Origin of the sequence: Acinetobacter sp. AG3, assembly GCF_022343575.1 — a bacterium.
In the GTDB taxonomy this organism is placed as follows: domain Bacteria; phylum Pseudomonadota; class Gammaproteobacteria; order Pseudomonadales; family Moraxellaceae; genus Acinetobacter; species Acinetobacter guillouiae.
Genome location: NZ_JAKQZD010000001.1, coordinates 3930076 through 3952119, shown reverse-complemented (window position 1 = coordinate 3952119; position 22044 = coordinate 3930076). Strand labels below are relative to the sequence as shown.

The 22044-nt window shown below is 37.6% G+C and carries 16 protein-coding genes; 8 read left to right on the top strand and 8 right to left on the bottom strand.

From position 1 onward, the window contains the following. Window positions 1–95 precede the first annotated feature (95 nt). Together aspS and L3V46_RS18400 are read right to left on the bottom strand one after the other, a co-directional pair. Complete coding sequence (gene aspS, locus L3V46_RS18405) at window positions 96–1880, bottom strand: aspartate--tRNA ligase (RefSeq protein ID WP_239046448.1); 1785 nt, start codon at window positions 1878–1880, stop codon at window positions 96–98. Window positions 1881–2070: 190 nt separating this feature from the next. Then, window positions 2071–2835, bottom strand: a complete 765-nt coding sequence (locus L3V46_RS18400; RefSeq protein WP_239046447.1) for a DUF4184 family protein — start codon at window positions 2833–2835, stop codon at window positions 2071–2073. Between the two features lie 559 nt (window positions 2836–3394). Here L3V46_RS18400 and L3V46_RS18395 point away from each other — a divergent pair. The 4 genes from L3V46_RS18395 to L3V46_RS18380 all read left to right on the top strand — a co-directional run bounded on the left by L3V46_RS18395 (window position 3395) and on the right by L3V46_RS18380 (window position 9764). Further along, window positions 3395–4216 carry an O-antigen ligase family protein gene (locus tag L3V46_RS18395; protein WP_239046446.1) on the top strand — a complete coding sequence of 274 codons (822 nt, stop codon included), beginning with the start codon at window positions 3395–3397 and terminating at the stop codon, window positions 4214–4216. 113 nt (window positions 4217–4329) lie between these two features. After that, on the top strand, window positions 4330–6420 hold the full coding sequence (gene znuD / locus L3V46_RS18390) for a zinc piracy TonB-dependent receptor ZnuD (protein ID WP_239046445.1): 2091 nt from the start codon (window positions 4330–4332) through the stop codon (window positions 6418–6420). Between the two features lie 396 nt (window positions 6421–6816). Continuing rightward, complete coding sequence (locus L3V46_RS18385) at window positions 6817–8280, top strand: phospholipase D family protein (RefSeq protein ID WP_239046444.1); 1464 nt, start codon at window positions 6817–6819, stop codon at window positions 8278–8280. Between the two features lie 89 nt (window positions 8281–8369). After that, window positions 8370–9764 (top strand): tetratricopeptide repeat protein, encoded by a 1395-nt coding sequence (locus tag L3V46_RS18380; RefSeq protein ID WP_239046443.1) that lies wholly within the window; start codon window positions 8370–8372, stop codon window positions 9762–9764. Between the two features lie 135 nt (window positions 9765–9899). Here the strand turns inward: L3V46_RS18380 and L3V46_RS18375 are convergent, their stop codons facing one another. Continuing rightward, on the bottom strand, window positions 9900–10352 hold the full coding sequence (locus tag L3V46_RS18375) for a hypothetical protein (protein WP_004723101.1): 453 nt from the start codon (window positions 10350–10352) through the stop codon (window positions 9900–9902). Between the two features lie 169 nt (window positions 10353–10521). On the opposite strand from L3V46_RS18375, the gene L3V46_RS18370 reads away from it, so the two are divergent. After that, on the top strand, window positions 10522–11019 hold the full coding sequence (locus L3V46_RS18370) for an RcnB family protein (RefSeq protein ID WP_239046442.1): 498 nt from the start codon (window positions 10522–10524) through the stop codon (window positions 11017–11019). Between the two features lie 153 nt (window positions 11020–11172). On the opposite strand, the gene L3V46_RS18365 is transcribed toward L3V46_RS18370, so the two are convergent. Together L3V46_RS18365 and L3V46_RS18360 are read right to left on the bottom strand one after the other, a co-directional pair. Continuing rightward, window positions 11173–11667 carry a phosphate-starvation-inducible PsiE family protein gene (locus L3V46_RS18365; RefSeq protein WP_004723097.1) on the bottom strand — a complete coding sequence of 165 codons (495 nt, stop codon included), beginning with the start codon at window positions 11665–11667 and terminating at the stop codon, window positions 11173–11175. Window positions 11668–11762: 95 nt separating this feature from the next. Further along, window positions 11763–12461 (bottom strand): HD domain-containing protein, encoded by a 699-nt coding sequence (locus L3V46_RS18360; RefSeq protein WP_239046441.1) that lies wholly within the window; start codon window positions 12459–12461, stop codon window positions 11763–11765. Between the two features lie 129 nt (window positions 12462–12590). On the opposite strand from L3V46_RS18360, the gene L3V46_RS18355 reads away from it, so the two are divergent. The 3 genes from L3V46_RS18355 to L3V46_RS18345 all read left to right on the top strand — a co-directional run bounded on the left by L3V46_RS18355 (window position 12591) and on the right by L3V46_RS18345 (window position 14801). Continuing rightward, complete coding sequence (locus L3V46_RS18355) at window positions 12591–13184, top strand: TetR/AcrR family transcriptional regulator (protein WP_034609951.1); 594 nt, start codon at window positions 12591–12593, stop codon at window positions 13182–13184. A gap of 566 nt (window positions 13185–13750) precedes the next feature. Next, window positions 13751–14164, top strand: coding sequence for an ADP-ribosylation/crystallin J1 (locus tag L3V46_RS18350; RefSeq protein WP_239046440.1), 414 nt, complete (start codon window positions 13751–13753; stop codon window positions 14162–14164). 10 nt (window positions 14165–14174) lie between these two features. After that, window positions 14175–14801: an FMN-binding negative transcriptional regulator gene (locus L3V46_RS18345; RefSeq protein WP_239046439.1), complete on the top strand. Its 627-nt coding sequence runs from the start codon at window positions 14175–14177 to the stop codon at window positions 14799–14801. Between the two features lie 219 nt (window positions 14802–15020). Here L3V46_RS18345 and L3V46_RS18340 read toward each other — a convergent pair whose 3' ends face one another. The 3 genes from L3V46_RS18340 to L3V46_RS18330 form a co-directional block, all read right to left on the bottom strand. Continuing rightward, on the bottom strand, window positions 15021–16802 hold the full coding sequence (locus L3V46_RS18340) for an acyl-CoA dehydrogenase C-terminal domain-containing protein (protein ID WP_004723090.1): 1782 nt from the start codon (window positions 16800–16802) through the stop codon (window positions 15021–15023). Between the two features lie 192 nt (window positions 16803–16994). Continuing rightward, on the bottom strand, window positions 16995–18797 hold the full coding sequence (locus tag L3V46_RS18335; protein WP_096735473.1) for an acyl-CoA dehydrogenase C-terminal domain-containing protein: 1803 nt from the start codon (window positions 18795–18797) through the stop codon (window positions 16995–16997). Window positions 18798–20312: 1515 nt separating this feature from the next. Further along, window positions 20313–21959 carry an acyl-CoA synthetase gene (locus tag L3V46_RS18330; RefSeq protein WP_166783149.1) on the bottom strand — a complete coding sequence of 549 codons (1647 nt, stop codon included), beginning with the start codon at window positions 21957–21959 and terminating at the stop codon, window positions 20313–20315. Window positions 21960–22044 lie beyond the last annotated feature (85 nt).

Below are 22044 nucleotides of genomic sequence, written 5' to 3'. Positions count from 1 at the left end.
GAGAACTTATCTCAATTAGAACCTATCGAAATAAAATACATACGCAAAACAGAAAACCCTGCATAGCGCAGGGTTTTCGATCAAACAGCTAAAAATTATTTAGCTTCTTCAGCTTTCGGTTTTTCGCGTAAACGAATACCCAAGTCACGCAATTGATTTGGTTCAACTGGCGCAGGTGCTTGAGTTAATGGACACTCAGCCGTTTTAGTTTTCGGGAAAGCAATCACGTCACGGATAGATGATGAACCTGTCATCAACATTACTAAACGGTCTAAACCGAATGCTAAACCACCATGAGGAGGCGCACCGAATTTTAAAGCATTTAATAAGAAACTGAATTTTTCTTCAGCTTCTTCTTCGCCAATACCTAAAGCTTCAAAAATGGCTTTTTGCATTTCTAAAGTATAGATACGCAATGAACCACCACCGATTTCAGTACCATTCAATACCATATCGTAAGCAACAGAAAGTGCTGCACCTGGATTGCTTTTCACTTCTTCAACACTTGATTTTGGCAGTGTGAACGGATGGTGAACAGAGGTCCATTTACCATCATCAGTTTCTTCGAACATTGGGAAATCAACCACCCAAAGTGGCGCCCACTCGGTTGTTGACATATTCATGTCGTGACCGATCTTGATACGTAAAGCACCCATTGCATCATTTACAACTTTGGCTTTATCGGCACCAAAGAATACGATGTCGCCATTTTCAGCACCAACACGCTTTAACAAATCAAGCACGATTGGTTCGATGAATTTAACGATAGGTGATTGAAGACCTTCGATACCTTTTTCAAGTTCATTGACTTTAATATAAGCCAAGCCTTTCGCGCCATAAATTCCAACGAATTTAGTGTATTCATCAATTTGGCTACGTGGCAGTGAACCTGCTCCTGGTACACGAAGTGCAACAATACGGCCTTTAGGATCTTTTGCTGGGCCGGCAAATACTTTGAACTCAACGTCCTGCATCATGTCAGCAACGTCTACAAGTTTCAAAGGGATACGTAAGTCTGGTTTGTCAGATGCATAATCACGCATAGCATCTGCATAAGTCATACGTTGGAATTTGTCGAATTTTACGCCAAGAAGTTCATTGAACATCTTAATGGTCATGCCTTCCATCAAATCCATAATATCGTCATCGTTTAAGAACGATGTTTCGATGTCGATTTGAGTAAATTCTGGTTGACGATCTGCACGTAAATCTTCATCACGGAAACATTTTGCGATTTGGTAATAACGGTCTACACCACCAACCATCAACAATTGTTTAAATAGTTGTGGTGATTGCGGAAGTGCATAAAAGCTACCATTTGAAACACGGCTAGGTACTAAATAGTCACGCGCGCCTTCAGGTGTTGCACGTGTCAAGATTGGTGTTTCAACATCCAAGAAGCCATGTTCATCTAAGTAGTTACGAATTAACGTGGTTACTTTAGAACGGAAACGTAAGCGATCAATCATTTCTGGACGACGAATATCGAGGAAACGATATTTCAGACGGATTTCTTCAGAAATATTGACATTTTCATCATTCAATGGGAATGGTGGAGTTTCAGATGCAGCAAGAACTTCGATTTCTTTACCTAAAACTTCGATTTGACCACTCACCATATTGGCATTTTCGGTGCCTTCATAGCGACGACGTACACGTCCTACAATTTTTAATACATATTCTGAACGTGCTTTATCCGCAGTTGCAAATGCTTCTGGGGTATCTGGATCGATGACGACTTGAACGAGACCATCACGATCACGCATATCAAGGAAAATCACCCCACCGTGGTCACGGCGACGATGTACCCAGCCGCAAAGCGTTACAGTCTGGTCAATTTGAGCTTCGGTTAAAGAACCGCAATAATGAGTTCGCATCATAGCGTTAAAAATCCAACTATATGGGTTAAGGAAGCGAGTACGTAAACAGCGCATCGCCTAAAAATGTAATGTGAGATTATGCCTCTTTGAGCGGTGAGTCACAAGGACTTGGGGCAAAAACTAGCATGTTGCCGAATAAATTTAAGCTGATTTTGATAAAGTTTCAGTGAATGAAACGGCAAATAGAGCATCATTCAAAATATTTTTTATAATTCAAATAATGAAACAATAGGCAACCTAAAGTGAAACAAAGGATTGAGCCTTGGGTAAAAAATTTCATAAACAAACCAATCAGCACATATAGATCAGTGTCTTGTGGAACGAAGCCTGTACTTTTGGCAATATACACATAATATAAGCAACCACTAAAAAATGAGCTTACAAATAAGCTTATACAGAAAAAATTTACTTTAGGATTGCGTATTTGACTGGCTCTATATTTAAAAAAGTAATGCAAGCCCATCCACATTAAAAACGGTAAAGCCGCAGCAGAACAGCCGATTTGTAGGACTTTATGCATTGGATAAATACGATCAAATATACTGACAGGTTGCGCTAAAAATTCTTTAAAAGCGAAAGTTCGAAAATCTAAATGGGTTAAACCATCCCAAATAATATGGGTTGCTGTACCTAAGATAATCGCCAATACCATCCAAATTAGAAATTGAAAAAAAGTTGAAAAAGAAGCAATGTTTAATGGTTTTTGAATGCCTAAAAACTTAAATAATAATGGGCGATATAAGCTATACCAAAGTAAACAGAACAGCAATCCTACCAATAAATCTGGATAGATAATTCCTTTAAACTGATGATTTAAATAAATTTCAGTTTTAACTAATACTCTATACAAATCTGGTGTCATTGTGCCAATCGCGAGTGCTGCAATCGGCAAGCGATTTCCTGAAAGTTTGGACAAAGGTGGCGCTAAAACAGCATGTGAAAGTGTAAAGGGCATTGAAAATAGGTTATTAAAACTTATATTAGGAAATTATTCGTTAATTTGTTGTTTACATCAATGAATTAAATGTAATTTCAAAGTAGAATATTACAAAAAACTGAGTAGATCTAAAGTGTCAATGTTTGAAAGTTATTCTTTGATGATAAAAAATAATAAATTTATTTTTTTAATATCTATCCTTTTTGTTATTGTATTTACGCATTATATTTTTAATGATAATTTTCGGCATTGGAATATTTCAATTGTTTTAATTTTACTTTTTACCTATTTTGGGATTAAAGGGGAAGTTATAAAACCAAATTTTTATCTGATTGCATTTTGTTGTATTGGTTTTATTAGTACTACTGTATTAAATCAGTCACTTTTTCGACTTGATTCAGTTCCGCATAATCTATTGAGTACGTATAAGCATATTATTAACCAGTATATTTGGTTTATTCCATTCATTTTTTTACCGACAATTTATTATAAAAGTAATTTTAATGCCGAGTGTTTTTATCGAATATTGTTTTTTATATTGTTTTTGTTGACCCCTTACTTATTGTATTGGGGGGTAATGTTACAGTTTGATCGCGGCCTGTTTAGTATTTTCTTTAATCCAGTGATTAGTTATGATATCGGCTTTATTTCGCTCACAATACTTTTGCTATGTTATTCATTTTATTTAAAAGGTAAACAATCTTATTTATATTTGGTGACCAGCTTACTCTGTATGTTTCTTTTAATCCTTCATGGCACTAGAGGAGCATGGCTGGGGTTGCTATTTGTATTGGGCTTTTTAGTTCTTTTCTATACTAAAACTCAATTAAAAAAAATCATTTTGATGCTGGGTTTGGTTGTTTGTTTTATTGGCATAAATATGGCTATACCAAACTCACCACTGCTAAAAAGAGTTGAAAACTTTCAATCTGATTCACTCAATATTCGTAATAATAATTATCAAAATAGTTCGGGAATTAGATTATTCCTTTGGAATAATTCTGTGGAAATGTTTAAAACCTCACCTTTCACAGGAATCGGGATGTATGAAATAGAAGCTGATAATTGCCGTTTATATAAACGAGGCGATTTACCACATTGTTTTCAGCACATGCATAGCATCTACTTCCATGAATTAGCAGCAAATGGTTTGATTGGATTTATTGGTTTATTGATGACATTTTTGACTGCTTTGGTTTTTTTTATAAAGCATATCTTTGCTAAAAATTTGCTAATTCAAAACTTAGCAATCACTGGTACAGTGTTCGTAATCTATTATATGTGTAGCGGTCTTACGGAATATTATTTATTTTTTCAAAATACGACCTATGTGTTCTATTGGGTGACTGCTTCTCTTATGAGCTTTATTTTGATTAATAAGCTTATGAAAACAAAATAAATTTAATTTTAAATGCAAAGGAAATCAGTTTTGATTTCCTTTTTTTATTGCAAAAATATTGAAATGTTATAATATAACATAATTCAAAAATATTGAGCTTTGAGAGCAATCGCATGTCCTTTACCAAAAGTGCCCTAACACTTTCCATTTCTGCAGTTATTTCAACTTCTATTTGGGCTGAAGATCAAACCAATACTGAAAAAAATCCACAACAATTAGAAACCATTACCGTTGTTGGACATCCCTTGGTCCGTTCAAGTCAAGATTTTGGCGTTGCAGATGAAACTGTTTCACGTGAAAAATTACAACAGGCGGGCACGACTTTAGGTGAAGCACTCAAAGATGAATTAGGAGTCTATTCCAATACCTTTGGGGCGGGTTCTAGTCGCCCTGTAATTCGTGGGCAAGAGGGGGCGCGGGTTAAAGTGACTCAGAATGCAACAGAGACAATGGATGTTTCAAGCTTATCACCCGATCATGCCGTCACTGTAGATCCGCAGCTGGCACAAAAAATTGAAGTCATTCGAGGACCGTCAACATTATTATATGGGGCTGGGTCTGTGGGTGGCTTAGTCAATGTGGTTGACAGCAAGATTCCGACAGCGATGCCTGAAAATGGTTATGAAGGCAATGTTGGTCTGCGTTATAACACGGGCAACGACGAAAAAATGGCACATGCTGGGGTGACTGTTGGTTTAGGTTCAAATGTTGCATTACGTGTAGAAGGTTTAAAACGTGACGCCAATGATTACATTACCCCGAACTATATCGTAACAGAAGAGCATGGTGATCATGCACATAGTACGAAAGAGCGTCGAGTTGGCAATACATTTTCAGAGTCTGAAAATGTAAATGTGGGCTTATCTTGGATTGGTGAACGTGGTTTTGCAGGTGTGTCTTATAGCAATCGCCAAGATCAATACGGTTTACCTGGGCATAGCCATGAATATGAGTCATGCCATTTACATGGTTTATCACTGCATTGTGGTGGGCACGATGATGATCATTCTGGTCATGATCATGGTGAAGAAGACCATGATCATGCTGAAGCAGGGCCATGGATTGATATGAAAACAGAACGTTATGATTTCCGTTCTGAGCTCAATGAACCTTTTGCAGGCTTTAAAAAACTTCGTGCACAAGCAAGTTATACCGACTATCAACATGATGAAATTGAAGGAAGTACAGCAATGACAACCTTCAAGAGCAAAGGGTATGAAGGTCGTGTTGAGTTGTTACACAATCCGATTGCTGCTTGGGAAGGTGTGTGGGGTGTTCAAGTCAGCCAGCAAAAATTAGATATCACAGGTGAAGAAGCGGTTCTTGCACCAAATAAAACCCAAAAATATAGTGTATTTGGCTTAGAGCATCGCCAATTTGGTGATTTTCATGTGGAATTAGGGACTCGTTTTGATCATCAAACAGTCGATGTCGATTCAGATCAAAAAGACTTTGATGGTAATGCATTCTCATATTCTGGTGCTGTGAATTGGGCATTTGCACCAAATTACACGCTCTCTTTAACAGGTTCTCATCAAGAGCGATTGCCTTTAGCACAAGAACTTTATGCTGATGGAAAGCATTACGCGACCAACACCTATGAATTGGGCAATCAAGACTTAAATAAAGAGAAGTCAAATAATGTGGAATTAGGTCTTCATTATGACAATGACAAGTTGAGCTATCATGTACATGTCTATCAAAATTGGTTTGATAACTACATTTATGCCAAAACTTTGGATCAATACGAAAACTTCCGTTTGATCAAATATAGTCAAGATAAAGCCAAGTTCTATGGGACAGAAGGTGAAGTCGCTTATCAGTGGAATGATGTGTATAAAACCAGTCTGTTTGGTGACTATGTACGTGGGAAAATTGAAGATGAAAATGCACCGCGTGTTCCTGCTGGTCGTTTAGGCGCTCGTGTAAATGCTGAGTTTGATGAGCGTTGGTCTGGTTCAGCAGAATATTCACATGTGTTTAATCAAGATAAATTTGCGTCTTATGAACAAGAAACCAAAGGTTATAACATGGTGAACCTAGGCGTTGCTTATCAGTATCCTTTGGCCAACAAACAAGAAGCGAAAGTATTCTTTAAAGCCAACAACCTGTTGGACGAGAAGATTTATGAACACACTTCTTTCTTATCGAATATTCCACAAATTGGACGTAACTTTGTCATAGGTATGGACTATAAGTTCTAATTATTTGCAATCATTCACCAAATCGTTATTGAAAAATAAAGGAATTCGACCTAGGCTCTAAGGGTCTGCCAATACTTCATCTGTATTTGCGACAACGAGTGTTTTTTAGAGGATACAAGGCATGAGCTATGAAATTTAGTGATCTAAATGAGTAGGTCATAACGATGTAGCATCAAAAAACACTCTAGTCGTCTCTGCTGCGCCTTGCGCTGCAAACAAAGCAGTGCTTTGTTTTTTGCTCAGGGTTGTGGTTAAAATTATCTCAAACATCGTTATGAAACTTGAAAATAGTCTCGCTATTCTCTTCATTTCATGCCTCGTTTGCTCAATTTTAGCCGACAACGCAAGTTATATATGAAATGTTGACAGACCCTAAATTGGTCTAGGTCTTTTCTTATGCGTATCTTCAATAAAATTCAAAACAAACTGAATTGGTCAAAACGTCGTTATTTCGGCATTATTATCGGCATATTGGCCTTAGGATATCTCTCATCTGCGATTTATCATGTTTATAAACCGCTTCCTAAAGGGCTGAATTTTACCGGACCATTGCGTCACGCCAATGTAAAATTTATTGCCGATGAAACCTATATTGATGCGCAAGGGAAACAACAACTTGATCAACATATCTTTGATCAGGTGTTACAGCTGATTAAGCAAGCCAAGACCACCATTGTGATTGATATGTTTCTATTTAACAGTGAAGTTGGCGATTCTAAAGTTCAACAACGAGAATTAACCAAGCAATTAACCCAAGCCTTGATTAATGAAAAAATTGTAAACCCAAGCTTAGAAATTAAATTTATTACCGATCCAATCAATTCTGTTTATGGTGGAATTCAGCCTGAACAATATCGTCAATTACGTTTAGGCGGTATTGACGTGATTGAAACGAATTTAACACCACTCCGCGCATCTAATCCTACTTGGTCTGGGATATGGTATTTATGCTGTCAGGATATTGGCAATAACCCAAATAAAGGCTGGCTGAATAATCCATTTGGTAAAGAAAAAATTACAGTCCGCAGTTATTTAAATTTATTTAATTTTAAAGCCAATCATCGTAAAACCATTGTGGTCGATACAGCGGAAGGTTGGAAAACCATCGTCACATCTGCCAATCCTCATGATGGTAGCTCACGTCACTCCAATATCGCATTAATGGTTGATGGTGCAACTGCAACAGATATTTTAAATACCGAACAAACTGTCGCTCATATGTCGGGAGGTGATACGCCTTTTGTTGCATTTGGCAAACTACCTGAAAATCCAAATGATCCTCAGGTTCAAGTACTCACTGAAAAAGCAATTTATGATGCGGTCTTAAACATGTTGGCGTCAGCAAAAGCCAATGATCAAATTGATTTAGCCATGTTCTATTTGTCAGAGCGCCGAATTGTTCAAGGTTTAGTTGCAGCCAAGCAACGTGGGGTGAAATTACGTATTTTGCTTGATCCGAATAAAGATGCATTTGGTCGTCAAAAAAATGGTATCCCAAACCGTCAAGTGGCTTCAGAGTTAAATGACGCAGGAATTGATGTACGTTGGTGTAATACCCAAGGTGAGCAGTGCCATAGTAAGATGATCGTAAAGCATAATGCGCAATCTGCGGAAATGATTTTAGGTTCAGCCAATTTTACCGCACGTAATTTAAAAAATTATAATTTGGAAACTGATTTACGCGTGGTTGGCAATCCACAACAACAAGTCTTTATCGATGCTGAACAGTATTTTAATACGGCTTGGTCAAACTTAAATGGTCGTCAAATGAGTGTGGATTACAGCAAATACGCTGATGAATCAAAACTTAAATACGGGGTTTACCGTTTTATGGAATGGAGTGGTTTGTCGACGTTTTGATTTATTAAAAAAATATGTATCGAAATAAATAGATTTCGGTACATAATTTAAAGCTTGGTAGATTTTTTAATAACAAAGCTGAGCTTTAAATGAAAACATTACAAACATCATTTTTAAAATCATTATTTACACTGAGTCTGTTTATTTCACCATTAAGTTTTGCAGAGAATGCTTTGGTCACTCAAGCAAAAACATTGCAAACAGGTAGTCCAACGGTCTTAATCAATATTGACAAAGCCATTCAATTATTCAGACAAGCTGCAGATCAAGGTGATGCAGAGGCTTATTTTCTACTTTCAAAATATTATTCTAATTCAGCAGATTATCGTTTTTTACCTGAAAATAGTCATTTATATAAACAGCTGCGTTTGGAAGCGGCTCAACGTGGTAATTTTGACGCATATTTATCATTAGATTTAGAAGCGGGTATCGCTGAAGGTTTTGGTATTTCTAATGATATCAGACAAAAACTAACAAAAATTCGTCCACAAATTTTAAAACTTGCTGAACAAGGTGATGTTGAAGCCATACGTACATTCGTGCTTGCATTAGACCAAGGGACTGAGAATTACAGTGATGAACAGTGTCAATGGTTATATAAAGCAGTACAGCAGGGGGATTTATTAAGGGCGGGGTATAGTATCCAAAATTGCTCAGAAAATATTCTAAAAAAAATAGGTGCCAAGACGAAAGCTGCGTATGAAAAGGACCATAAAGACAGTGATTTAGCTCATTTTCAAATGCTTCAGAAACTTTCTAATCAAGGTGATATTGGAGCAAAAATAAAATTACTTGAAAATTATGCTGCTGACTCATATTTATCAGAGAAGGATATTAAACTGCTTGAAAATGGAATTTTAGCACATTATGAAAAACAAGCTTCCAAAGGGGCAAGTGATGCGTATTTGATGCTTGCATTAAAAAAAGATGCTGATAAAGATAAGCAGAATTTGTATCTAAAAGCTGCGCAATTAAATAATCATGTGGCATTAACAGAACTTGGATCTGACTATTTATGGTCAGATGATGAAAAACAAATAGATATTAATAAAGGTTTAATTTATTTAAAAAAAGCTGCAGCACAAAACGATCCTGATGCAATAAATTATCTCGGTGTTTGGTACTATAACGAAGAAAATGAAGGCTATGATGAAGCACTTGCGCAAAAATATTTTAAACAAGCTGCTCAACTAGGATCTGTCAATGCAATGGATAATTTGGCACGCATCGAAGATGAACCAGAAGATTATCGTTGGGCTGTTTTAGCTTATGAAAATGGATCATCTGAAGAAGATACGCAAAGTAAAGCCCTAGAAGCGTATCAAACAGGCAAGGGCACAACTAAAAATCCGATCAAAGCGAGAAATCTAAAAACATATATTCAAATGCGAGCCCAGTTCAACAATAATTTAGGTGGCTTGATTGAAAGCGCCAATAATGATGCTGAACGTACTGAAACTGAATCTAAGAACCGAAAAAGATAAACTCAGTTCTTCAACCTTAGTGTTGATCAGTTAAGCATTTTTAAAACCGCCCCCTTCCAAGTAAGTAAGCTATGCTTGTAGCTGCGAAGGGGGCGGTTAACGAATTGAAATGTGTGCTTAGCTGTCGCTTTCTATTTAGTTTTTTGGATTTGGTGGCACTAACTCATCCAAATCTTTATTTGAAATATGATCTAACTCATGTAAATCAGTTTTGATTTTCCATTTACTTTCATCATCTACGGGTTTTGGTAAACGTGCCTCTAACCAGTCACACACCACATCGGGCGAAAAATCTGCATGGTTACATTGAATCACCCAAGCTAAAAATTGTTTCGCTTCACCATTCATATACGGAGGAGGAGAAACGGGTAAAAACTGAGTCGGAAGACGTTCATTTTTAGAAATATAATTTAGAACGTGACCAAGTTCTTGTACAGTTTGCCACGCTAAAGGATGGTCAATATTGATTTGAAATTTAAACCACCATGCTTGTTTGCCATCTGAACCATAGCTATCAATAAATGCTTCTTGCACACTTGGGATTTTGCAAAAAAATTGATGTAAACGGTCAAAGCTCAGTTCAGCCACAATACAGCACTCATCAGATTAAAATTATATTTTATCAGATTGATGTCAGAATTTACCCAAGTTGATGTATAAACAATAAAGAAGATTAAATTTTGACTGTAATTCATCCATTATTTATCTTGAATGATATATTAAGCTGTTGTGTATACGTTCAAGTTTGGAGGTTGAAATGAAACAGATACTCAGTTTAAGTGTCTTGATGTTGATGCTTTCAGTAACTTCAACAATGACATGGGCAGACGCTAAAGATTGGGCGAATTATCGCAGTGTTGAGCGGCCTCAAAAGAAATATCCAACAACGACCTATAAGTATACAGATCAATATGGCCGCCAAATGTCACAGGAGATTCCTGTTCGACCTCAATACCAGCATCCCTATCCAACGTACCCAAGTTATCCGAATAGGCCCTATCCGCATCCAAATGGCCCACATCCAAGTTATCCACCACAAAATGGTGTGACGATTATTTATAATCACCAGTTTCCAACACGGACGGAGTATTCAGGTAGCAGTTATGGTTATGTAAATGGTGAGGGTGGTCATATAGAAAGCTCACAATATACCTTAATTAGTGATTGGCGACGTTATGGATTACCTGACCCACAGGTTGGTATGCATTGGATTTTCCAGAATGGTCGTTATTTACAAGTGCCCAATGAGCGCTGAATGTGATTTAAAAGCAGCAAAATGATCAATAGCAATGTATTAAATTTTCAACACAATAAAAAAGTCCCTTCTCCACTTTGTCTTACACTTTAATATAGTATTACTTTGATTTTGCTTAGGGAGAAGGGCAAGCGTATGAATCAAGACAAGAGACTAAGCTAGTTCATCATCTTCTGGTCGTGGTGTTTTGCCATGAGGTAATGATTTTTCAGTATGCTTATCGCGAATGACAGAAGGATATGTCCAAGACGCATATCTCACGATCAAAATTGCAATAGCTAAAATTAAAACAGATCCTGTGATAATCACTAAATCCATATCTGCTTTATGGTCATGCTGAATATCTGAAATTAGTAATCGCGTGAGTGCGGTGATTGCGATATAAATTAAGAAACGTACAGGCATGTGGTTGGTCTTAAAATAGATCCCCACCATTGCACCTAATTCCAAATAGATGAATAACAATAAAATATCGTCAATACTGGCATATTGTTTTACGGTTAAGATTTCAATAATTGTATGTACCGCTGACCAAGCGATCATACAGCCAATGATAAACAGCGCAATATAATGAAATGCTTCTACTGCAATATTGCCCAATTTATCGAGGAGGTTTTCTATTTTTTCTATACGTGGATCTTTATTCATAACATCCTCCATTTGCCTGTGTTATTTATGATTAAACACTATGCAAATTTCATGCACATGAAAGAGAACAAGGCTATTCTTTTCACTTGCTTAGATTAATACTTATTCAATGGGTTAGACTTAACCATCCTTATAAAGGCGGATTGCATGAACCCAGCTCGACTATCAGAATGGTGAACGTTTTGCATTGTTTCCATAATTTCTGTTAGAAAGTGATCTCTTGGATGCTTTGCAAGAATTTCTTTTTGATGAATTGGAGATATTTTAAATAATCGTTTACCCGTTACATCTAAAAAAGCACCTTGATTAATATACGTTGCGATATCACTAAAATCTTTAGTTAATACCATCGGGTTGAGATGAGCTGCAATTGCTTCAAAAATAATATCTTTTACAACCTGACTCGCTTCAGCTTTATCAAGTAATAAATCAGCTTGTTCAGCGCCATAAACCGCAAAGCAACCACATTGTGCATGATGTATATGTGGGGAAGTTAATCCAAGATCATGAAGTAAGGAAGCCAAGTAGAGTATTTCGAGATCGATATGCACCTGATCAGTAGAAGCGAGTAAATGTCCCCAATGATAGGTCCGAATGCAATGTTGTAATAAAGCTGGTGAGTACAATTGTTCAACATCTTTAAATATTTTTGAAATTAATTGGCTGTTAGGAATCAACAATTGATTGGTCTTTAGCAGGTCAGATTGTTTAAATTTGAGCTTTTCAAATACTAAAGATAATTCTGATTTAACAATCATATTTATGATTTGAATTTTTTCCCATTGAGTTAACAAACCATTTGATTTTTTTGCCCATTGATATTTGCCTATAGAATTCATTATTCTTCTCTTAATTTATTTTAGAATGATCATTCTAAAATTAAAATCTCTAAGAGTAAATATCAATTTGATAGGATATTAAAAATGGCAGGGCGTCCAAAAGTCTTTGATAAAGAACGAGCAATTCGTTTGGCGAAAGATATATTCTGGAAAAATGGATACGAATGCTCTTCTATGGCCGATCTTATGAGCGGACTTAATTCATCAGCAGCAAGTATTTATGCTGCATTTGGGTCAAAAGAACAATTGTTTCGGGAAGTCATAACCTATTATGACCAACATGAGGGAGGCTTCATTGAACAATCTTTAAAACAACAAAGTTTACTTTCATCAGTTGAATCCATGTTTAATCAAGCTATTGATATTTTTACGCAAGAAAATGGTCGGGGATGTTTGATACAGGTCTGTTCAATGGAATGCTCAGAGCGTGATATAAAAAGAGTAATTTGGTTAAAAGAGCTTCGCCAAGCTAAACATCAAAAAATAAAAGCCAGATTTATACATTCACAGCAACAGGGGGAAATACCACCCGACATTCAGGCAGATGACTGGGGTGAGTATTACGCGACTTTATTACAAGGAATTGCTATACAGGCAAGGGATGGGGTGAGTAAGGCACAATTATTAGCATGTGCTGAGCAATCAATTAATGTATTAAAACAAATGGTTATTCAATAATCTTATAAAAAAATTGAATTCGCACATTTTTTTAAAGATGAGTTGAATATGCAAACGCTAAATGATCGGGTGTTTAGAGGTTTTATTTCAGCTGATGATGAGATTAAGCTTGATTGGTAAGCTAATTTTAGCTGCAATTCATAATTACTTCTTATCGGTTTTGATTTTAGCAATAGAGGCATTTAAAGCAGGCAAGAGATGTTGGATGAAGTAATGGGTCTAAGTTCATCGTTTTTTAGTTATGCTCTTTTGCACAGGACAATGATTTCTTCAGTATGGTTATCACGAATAACTGAAGGATCTATTTAGGATATTCACAGACATCTTATTGGTCTAAAAATAGAGAAGCCTCTATCGCCCCTAATTCTAAATAGAGCAATAACAATAAATCCAATACTGGCATATGCGTGCGCTATTTATAATTAAACACTATGCAAATTTCATGCACATGAAAAAAAAGTGAAATATTTATAGTGAATAAATCACAACGATTTAATTAAGAAATTGATCATTTCCTTTGATTAGGCTATAGATAGATTATTTTCAATACAATTAAAGGAATAACAATGTATTTGTACCGACCAATTGGGCTTTTTGAATATCAATTGATTGAAAAGAGTGGCTTTAAAAATTTCCCACCAAGATTATATTGGCAACCTATTTTCTATCCTGTTTTAAATCAGAAATATGCTGAAAAAATTGCTTTGGACTGGAATACCAAAGATCAAGCAAGTGGTTATATTGGTTATGTCACTCGTTTTGAACTGAGTGATGAATATCTGGCTCAGTTTGAAATACATACGGTTGGTGATGACTTTTGTCAGGAGTTATGGATTCCCGCTGAGCGACTAGACGAGTTTAATCAGCAAATTATAGGGAAAATTGAAGTGGTTAATATTTTTAAAGGTGAAGCCTTTACTGAAAATGCTGAATTACCTGAAATATTTAAAACCAGCCCAGATGGCTCGAAAGAGTATTAGGAAATAAAACATGTATCTTCCTACTCATTTTAAACAAGAGAATCTCCCTGAACTTTTCGATTTAATTGAAAAGAATCCATTGGGAAGTTTGATGGTTATCTATGATGGTGAAATTGAAGCGAATCATATTCCTTTTGAATTGGATCGTTCAGCTGGCAAGTCTGGATTGTTACGTGGGCATATCGCCAAAGCCAATCCTTTATTGAACGTGTTAGAACAGGTTCAATCGGCTTATGTGATTTTCCATGCTGAACAAAGTTATATTTCACCGAATTGGTATCCCGGAAAATTTGAGCATCATCGGGAAGTACCGACATGGAACTATCGTGTTGTGCATGTGAAGGGAACAATTCGAAAAATAGATGATGAAAAATATTTGCGGGGTATTTTGGCGCGATTGACTCGACAACATGAAGCACCACAGGCGCTACCTTGGAAAATGGGAGATGCGCCCAATGATTATATCGAAGAGCAACTAGAAAAAATTGTGGCGATTGAAATCGAAATAGATTCAATCGTAGGGAAATTTAAAGTCAGTCAAAATCGCAGTCCTGTGGATGCCACAAGTGCGGCAAATGCTTTGCAAAACCAATCTCCAGAGATGGCTGAATCGATTCGGAAGTTTTATCCAAGGTAATACTCTACGATGCTACTTGATTTATGTTGCGATCAACTTTTATAGCCACACGATATAATTGCACCATCCTTGATTTTAAGATGCATAGAAAAGCAAACCTAACGGCTTTATGACATTCAAGAGATATAGATCAGTAGGTGTTCTAAAAAAGCATCAGTTGCAAATAAAAAACGCCCGAATCATCGGGCGTTTTATGTCTTATTTCAATTGATGATGAAATTAAGCCTGATTCGTAAAATAATCTTCGCTGAAATTCATAATAACTTCTGCACCTGCTTTGATTTTAGCGACACGTGCATTTAAATCAGGCAAGAGGCGTTGAATGAAATAATGAGTCAATGCAAGTTTGTCTTGGTAGAATTGACCTTGCTTATTTTTTGCAGCATTGGCAATACGAGCAAACATATATGAGAAGCTTAATAAGCCAACAACATGCAGATACTCTACTGCCGCAGCATTTGCGAAATCAGCATTTTCTTTTGCACGTTCTAAAATATGCTGCGTAATCATATCGACTTCAGTTGCAATATCTAAAGTCGCATCTTTAATGAAGTTTAAGTCTGTATCTAGACCATTAGCAAAATCACGGATCTCTTCAATATATTCAGCAATGAACTCACCGTTACATTTAATTGTTTTACGACCAATTAAATCTTGTGACTGAACGCCGTTGGTGCCTTCATAGATTTGTGCGATACGTAAGTCACGAACGCACTGTTCCATGCCCCATTCACGAATATAGCCATGACCACCAAACACCATTTGCGCATCGATTGCAGCATTAAACGCGGTGTCTGTTAAATAGGCTTTGGCAATTGGCGTCAATAATGCAACACGATTATTTGCCTTCGCTACAGCTTCAGGATCGGTTGAAAATTTAGTAATGTCGAGTTGTTGACCAACATAGACTGCAAATGCACGAGAAGCTTCATTGTTGGCACGTGCATTGAGTAACATACGACGTACATCACCATGTACAAGGATGCTGTCAGCAGGTTTGTTTGGAGATTTAACGCCTGTTGCACTACGGCCTTGTACGCGATCAGTCGCATATTGTGCTGCATTTTGGTATGCATATTCAGAAGCGCCTAGGCCTTGAATACCCATAGACAAACGTTCGTAATTCATCATCACGAACATAGCTGCAAGCCCTTCATTTTCTTTACCAACAAGGAAACCTTTGGCTGCATCAAAGTTCATGACACATGTTGCAGACGCTTTGATCCCCATTTTGTGTTCAATTGAACCAGGACCAGCTGTATTACGTTCGCCCAATGAGCCATCAGCATTGACGAGGAATTTAGGCACGATAAAGAGTGAGATACCACGTGAACCCGCAGGCGCATCAGGTGTTTTTGCTAAAACAAGGTGAATGATGTTGTCAGCAAGATCGTGGTCACCACCAGTAATAAAGATTTTAGTACCAGTAATGTTATACGTACCATCTTGATTAGGTTCAGCTTTAGTTTTGATGATCCCTAAATCTGTACCTGCATGAGGTTCAGTTAAACACATCGTACCAGACCATTCACCTGAATAGATTTTAGGTAAATAGGTTTCTTTCTGTTCTTGAGATGCATAGCTGTTTAACGCCATACCCGCACCAACAGAGAGAAGCGGGTAGAGCATGAATGATGGGTTGGTAGCAAATAACATTTCATCTGCAAGTACAGTCAGCATTTTTGGCATTGCTTGACCGCCCCATTCCTCTTCAGCACCTAGGCCAATCCAACCGCCTTCAGCGTATTGTTGGAATGCTTCTTTAAAACCAGCAGGTGTCGTGACTTTGCCATTTTCATAATGAGCGCCTTCTTCATCACCTGTACGGTTTAAAGGAAGCGTAACATTTTGTGCAAATTTAGCCATTTCTTCTAAAATTGCTTCAGCCGTTGCTGCATCAACATGTGCAAGCTTTTCGTTGGCTTGCCAGAATTGCTCTGCATTGAAAACGTCATTCAGAATGAATTTCATATCTGCAAGTGGCGCATTATAAATTGGCATGTTCGTTCACCTGTTTATTGTTTGAATCTGTAGACTTAGATCAGTTTAACCAACAAGCATGTATGTTGTTAGATGGTCTAAGTAAATAACGCTCTATTTATAAAGAAAAAGGACTGCCAAAGCTATGACCGTCCTTTCTCTATTTCTGCACTCTTGAGTACAGTTTTTTAAATACCTAGCTCGGCATTCTACTTAGAATGCAAAGTCTTCAGCATCTAGTGACATCAATGGATCTAAGCCACCCGCGATCACATCAACATGTGAACGAACGCGTGGTAAGATTTTCTTGAAGTAGAAACGAGCAGTCTTAATTTTTGCATTATAGAAGCCAGTTTCAGTAGAGCCTTCAGCAAGTTTTTGTTGAGCAACAAGCGCCATGCGAGCCCATAAGAATGCAAGCGTTACATAACCAGAGAAGTATAGGTAGTCAACCGCAGCTGCGCCTACTTCATCTGGATTTTGCATAGCTTTCATACCGATTTGCATGGTTAAATCACCCCACTCTTTGTTAAGAGCAGCAAGTGGTTCAACAAATTCTTTCAGGTCAGCATTGTCTTTGTTTGCTTCTGCAAATTTATGGATGATCTTGGTGAAGTCTTTCAACATTGCACCTTGCGTACCCAATACTTTACGGCCTAACAAATCAAGTGCTTGGATTTCAGTTGTACCTTCGTATAAGCAAGAGATACGCGTATCACGTACAATTTGCTCCATACCGTGTTCAGAAATAAAGCCGTGACCACCAAATACTTGTACACCATGCTTCGCTGATTCAGAACCTGTTTCAGTTAAGAATGCTTTTGCAATCGGTGTTAATAATGACAAGATATTGTCGGCAAATTTACGATCTTCTTCAGTAACACCTTGCTCTACGATATCTGCATATTGAGATAAGAAGTAAACCAATGCACGACCACCTTCAGCAAAGGCTTTTTGTGTCATCAACATGTTACGTACAGCTGGGTGAACAATGATTGGATCAGCTTCTTTCTCTGGTGCTTTAGGACCAGAAAGTGAACGCATTGCCAAACGATCTTTCGCATATGCAAGTGCACCTTGGAAAGATGATTCAGACGCTGTTAAACCTTGAACAGCAGTACCAATACGTGCAGTGTTCATGAAGGTAAACATTGCATGTAAACCACGGTTTTCAGGTCCAATCAAGAAACCTTTTGCGTTATCAAAATTGATCACACAAGTTGCGTTACCGTGGATACCCATTTTGTGTTCGATTGAACCACAACGAACTGCATTACGGTCTGCAATAGAGCCATCTGCATTTACATTGAACTTAGGTACGATGAATAACGAGATACCTTTAGTGCCTTTAGGAGCACCTGGTAAACGCGCCAAAACGATGTGAACGATGTTGTCCGCCATATCGTGTTCACCAGCAGAGATAAAGATTTTCTCGCCAGAGATTGCATAGCTACCATCTGCTTGTGGCTCAGCTTTAGAACGGATAATGCCTAAGTCAGAACCTGCATGAGATTCTGTTAAGCACATAGTACCAGTCCATTCACCTGAAACAAGTTTAGGTAAATATGTTGCTTTTTGCTCAGCAGAACCATGATGCTCGATTGTACGAACCGCACCATGTGAAAGACCAGGGTACATACCCCATGCCCAGTTTGCTGCACCTACCATTTCGGAAATAGCTGTTGCTAAAGAACCAGGTAAACCTTGACCGCCATGTTCTTCTGGAACTGAAAGAGAAGGGAAGCCTAATTCTACATATTTGTCATAGGCTGCTTTAAAGCCTGTAGGTGTAGTGACTACACCATCATTCCATTTACAGCCTTCACTGTCACCGATTTGGTTAAGTGGAGATAATTCATTTTCACAGAAATCCGCGCCAGCTTCTAAATATTGATCAATCAATTCACGGCTTACGGTTTCTTGGAATGCAGGGAGTTTCGCGTAATGTTCTTCAGCATTTAATAATTCATGCAAAACGAAGTGCATATCACGTAAGGGTGCTTTGTATTGTGGCATATCGGTTTCCTCAATACTGGTTAAACCAGATTTATAATCTTCATAAATACGACGTGTGTCTTCTATGACACATATTTGTTCCGCTACATCGTGCAACATCTTATAGTGACGTACAAGTATTTCATGGTTATTTCTCTGTGACTGTAAAGTCAAAAAAAAAAGGCTTGAAAGCTGTAAGTGCATTGAGTGTAAACACTTTTCATTGAAAAATAAGGATACAAATAGTCAAAATCGTAAAAACTTGTGTCCAATGAAATGCCAGTCAAAATATGACGGAAATGCCATTTATATTTCTAAAATGTAGCGAAAAGATTGAAGTGTAGACTTGATCTTGGATGAGACGTGATTGGATGTGTGGTTAAAACTACAGATATTGAGAATGTTTTTAGTGTTTAAATGCAATATGACTCTAAATGATTTAAACCAATAGACGCACTGCATACTTTTTAATGATGATATTTTTATGGCAATCACTCGCCCCAAAGCCGATCCACAATGTCTTCTACCGAATATTCAAAGTATCGTCCTGTTTGATCTTTATTGCGTTGAAACAATTGATGCTTAAATGCTTTAAAATTGAGTTTTAAAAAGTTATAGAAATACCCGCCTGAGAAAATGGTGCGGAGGTAAAAACATTGATGAATTCATTTGCATGTTGAGTATGAAAATCTGAGCTTTTAATCCGCTGGACGATTTCAGTAAGTTCTTGTTTTGAAATATTGTGGATGATTTTAGGCTCAGGTAGGCAAATATCAAAGCTTAAATTTTCGATGCCTTCGGCTTCCCACCACTCCCAAAGATCATATTGAGAAATGTCTTTACTGGTAATTTCTGTGAGCTTTTCACTGAGTTTTTGATATTCAAGCGAATCTTCATCACCAAACTCATCGCAATAGTTTAGGGTCTGTTGCTATTTCATAAATGGCTTGCGTTGTAGGTTAAAATTGAGCAGGCAAGGCATGAAACGAAGAGAATAGCGAGACTATTTTCGAGTTTCATAACGAAGGCTGAGATAATTTTAGCCACAACCCTTCGGGACTAGCGTGTTTTTTGCCGCTACGTCGTTACGAACTACTCATTTAGAATGACTAAATTTCGTATTTCGCGCCTAGTATCGCCTAAAAAACACACGTAGTCGCAAACATAGACGAATTGTCAATAGACCCTAGGCAATTAGCAATCAATTTGAGTACGAGCGGGTAATGTTGTTGTGCTGTTTCAAAATCGGGTTCTATTTCTGTACGAAGTTTATTCATCGTTTGCTATGTTTAAATGATCAAAAAGTTTTAATGGTGCTATCAATAAGCGACAAGAAAAGCATAATTTCTAAAATGAAGTCGAGAAATGAGAAATTAACGTTTTAAGCCTATTTTCACCCATTTACCGCTCTCTTTCACCAATTTATCTCACTCTTTCATCAATTTACCTTACTCGCCAGTATGACCTTCTAAATAAAAACAGTCATTTATTTTTACTGGGAAGAGGAAGGTAAATTGGATCATTCAAACAGGTAGACTAATTAAATTCACCCACTGAGCGCTCTTTTGCCCAGTCACGTAAGATAAATTTTTGTAATTTACCTGTCGATGTTTTTGGAATCTCACAAATCACTACACTTTTAGGGACTTTAAAGCGTGCCAAATGCTGTTTGCAGAATTCAATCACCTCTTCAGGTGTGGTTTCTGCACCTTGTTTAAGTTCTATAAAGGCACAAGGAACTTCTTGCCAACGTGGATCGGGTTGCGCAACCACTGCCGCAGTCATAATTGCAGGATGAGTATAAAGAACCTCTTCAACTTCTAAAGATGAGATATTTTCACCACCTGAAATAATGATGTCTTTTGAACGGTCCATAATTTTTGCATAACCATCGGGCTGGCAAACCGCTAAATCACCAGTATGAAACCAGCCACCTTTAAAGGCTTCTTCTGTGGCTTTGGTATTTTTTAAATAACCTTTCATGACAATGTTGCCACGGAACATAATTTCTCCCATGGTCTTGCCATCATTAGGCACAGGTTGCATCGTTTCAGCATCCAACACACGCATACCATCTTGTAATGGATAAGGTACACCTTGGCGCGAGTGTAATTGTGCTTGCTCTTGAATAGACAGGTCACTCCAACCTGCTTGAGATGCACATAATGCAGAAGGGCCATAAGTTTCAGTGAGACCATAGACATGATTGACTTGAATACCAATATGATGCATTCCTTCAATAATTGCTGCAGGCGGTGCAGCACCAGCCACCATTACTTCTACATGATGTTCAAATTTAATTTGTTGTTCTTTCGGGGTGTTGATCAACATCGATAAGACAATCGGTGCACCACAGAAATAGTCAACTTTGTATTGATCAATAAGTTGATAAACCAACTCAGGATCAATTTTACGTAAGCAGATATTGGTACCGCCATTGGCTGCAACAGTCCAAGCAAAACACCAACCATTGCAATGGAATAGCGGAAGTGTCCATAAATATTTACAACGTGGTGTCATACCACAGGCGATGATATTACTGGCTGCATTGATATAAGCACCACGATGGTGATAAACCACACCTTTCGGATTGCCTGTAGTGCCAGAGGTATAATTTAGACTAATCGCATCCCATTCATCCTGAGGTAAATGCCACTCAAAATCTGCATCACCACTTTTCAGCCAATCCTCATATTCAATTTGACCAATACGTGCTGTAGCATCATTGTTTTCGTATTCCTCATCTGCAACATCAATGATATAGATCTGTTGAGCAATAAGCGCTACCGCTTCTTTAGCCAAAGCCGCAAACTCAGGGTCAACCAAAAGAACTTTGGTTTCAGCATGCTCTAACATAAACGCAATGGTTTTGGCATCTAAACGAGTATTCAGCGTATTTAAAACAGCACCAGCCATAGGGACTGCAAAATGCGCTTCGACCATCGCAGGGATATTGGGTAAAAGAACAGAAACGGTATCGTTTTTTTGAATCCCCAGATTTTGTAATTGATGGGCAAATTGACGACAACGGGTATAGGTGTCACGCCAAGAGATATGACGAGCACCATGTACAATCGCATCTTGATTTGGATAAATGTAGGCTGCACGCTCTAGATAACGTAAAGGTGATAATGCTACAAAGTTTGCAGGGGTTCGTGGTAATTGATCATAGGCACTGACCATGTTTAGCTCCATCTATATTTGTTCTAATTTCCGTGTTTAAAAGATATGCATAAGCCTGTCAGAATTCATTTAGGCTTTAGTCGAG